Raw genomic sequence first — 2041 nt, 5'->3', positions numbered from 1 at the left:
GCCAACGCCATCCGCGCACTCAGCATGGACGCCGTACAAAAAGCAAATTCCGGCCACCCGGGTGCACCTATGGGCATGGCGGACATCGCCGAAGTCCTGTGGCGTGACTACCTGAACCACAACCCGACCAACCCGCACTGGGCTGACCGTGACCGCTTCGTCCTCTCCAACGGCCATGGCTCCATGCTGATTTACAGCCTGTTGCACCTCACCGGCTACGACCTGCCGATGAGCGAGCTGGAAAACTTCCGCCAGTTGCACTCCAAAACTCCGGGTCACCCGGAATACGGCTACACCCCAGGCGTCGAAACCACCACCGGCCCACTGGGCCAGGGCATCGCCAACGCCGTTGGTTTCGCCATTGCCGAACGTACCCTGGGCTGCGCAGTTCAACCGTCCTGGCCATGACATCGTCGACCACCACACCTACGCCTTTATGGGCGATGGCTGCATGATGGAAGGCATCTCCCACGAAGTCTGTTCGCTGGCCGGTACCCTCAAGCTTGGCAAACTGACCGCGTTCTACGATGACAACGGCATCTCCATCGACGGTCACGTGGAAGGCTGGTTCACCGACAACACCGCAGAGCGTTTTGAAGCCTACGGCTGGCACGTGGTGCGTCACGTTGACGGTCACAACCCGGATGCCATCAAGGCCGCCATTGAAGAAGCCCGTAAGGTCACCGACAAGCCGTCCCTGCTGATGTGCAAAACCGTGATTGGTTTTGGTTCACCGAACAAGGCCGGTACCCACGACGTGCACGGTGCGGCACTGGGCGCCGCCGAAGTGGCTGCCACCCGCGAAGCGCTGGGCTGGAAATACGCCGCCTTCGAAATCCCGCAGGACATTTATGCCCAGTGGGACGCCAAAGAAGCCGGCAAGGCCAAAGAAGCGGCCTGGAACGACCGTTTCGCTGCCTACGCCAAGGCCTTCCCTGAGCTGGCTGCCGAGTTCAAACGCCGTATGAACGGTGANCTGCCGGCCAACTGGAAAGCCGACGCCAAAGCCTTTGTTGAAAAGCTGCAGGCTAACCCGGCCAACATCGCGAGCCGCAAGGCGTCGCAGAACGCGCTGGAAACCTTCGGCAAGGTGTTGCCTGAATTCCTCGGCGGCTCCGCTGACCTGGCGCCAAGCAACCTGACCATGTGGTCCGGCTCCAAGCCACTCAACGAAGACCTGGCGGGTAACTACATCCACTACGGCGTGCGCGAGTTCGGCATGACCGCCATCACCAACGGTATCGCGCTGCACGGCGGCTTCCTGCCGTACTCGGCGACCTTCCTGATGTTCGTGGAATACGCCCGTAATGCGGTGCGTATGGCGGCGCTGATGAAAATCCGCAACGTGTTCGTGTACACCCATGACTCCATCGGTCTGGGCGAAGACGGTCCGACGCACCAGCCGGTTGAACAAATGGCCAGCCTGCGCGTGACCCCGAACATGAGCACCTGGCGTCCGTGTGACCAGGTGGAATCGGCGGTGGCATGGCAGTACGGTATCGAGCGCAAGGACGGCCCGACCACACTGATTTTCTCCCGTCAGAACCTGACTCAGCAAACGCGTACCGCGGAGCAACTGGCCAACGTGTATCGCGGCGGTTATGTGCTGAAGGACTGTGCCGGTACACCGGACGTCATCCTGATTGCCACCGGTTCGGAAGTGGGTATCACCGTGGAAGCGGCAGACCAGCTGACGGCAGCGGGCACCAAGGTGCGCGTGGTCTCCATGCCGTCTACCGACGCGTTCGACAAGCAGGATGCGGCCTACCGTGAATCCGTGCTGCCGGCGGCAGTGACTGCCCGTGTGGCGGTAGAAGCGGGTATTGCGGACTACTGGTACAAATACGTGGGCCTGAACGGGGCTATCGTGGGCATGACCACCTTTGGTGAGTCTGCCCCGGCAGAACAGCTGTTCAAAGAGTTTGGTTTCACCGTGGAAAACGTGGTGGCCAAGGCGCAGGCACTGCTGAAATAAGCCGTAAGCAGGGGCGCCGCATACTGCGCCCTGAACATGATGACGAAAGCCCGGCAAATTGCCGGG

The 2041-nt window shown here is 61.1% G+C and carries 1 pseudogene; it reads left to right on the top strand.

The window, feature by feature from the left end:
• Window positions 1-1975 (top strand): annotated as a pseudogene (tkt, locus tag SGBXF1_RS20055) (transketolase); the annotation flags it as partial.
• Window positions 1976-2041: the final 66 nt, after the last annotated feature.

Origin of the sequence: Serratia grimesii, assembly GCF_900186025.1 — a bacterium.
Classification (GTDB): Bacteria; Pseudomonadota; Gammaproteobacteria; order Enterobacterales; family Enterobacteriaceae; genus Serratia; species Serratia grimesii.
The sequence above is the reverse complement of the archived record's forward strand: the minus strand, read 5'-3'. Positions and strand labels throughout refer to the sequence as shown.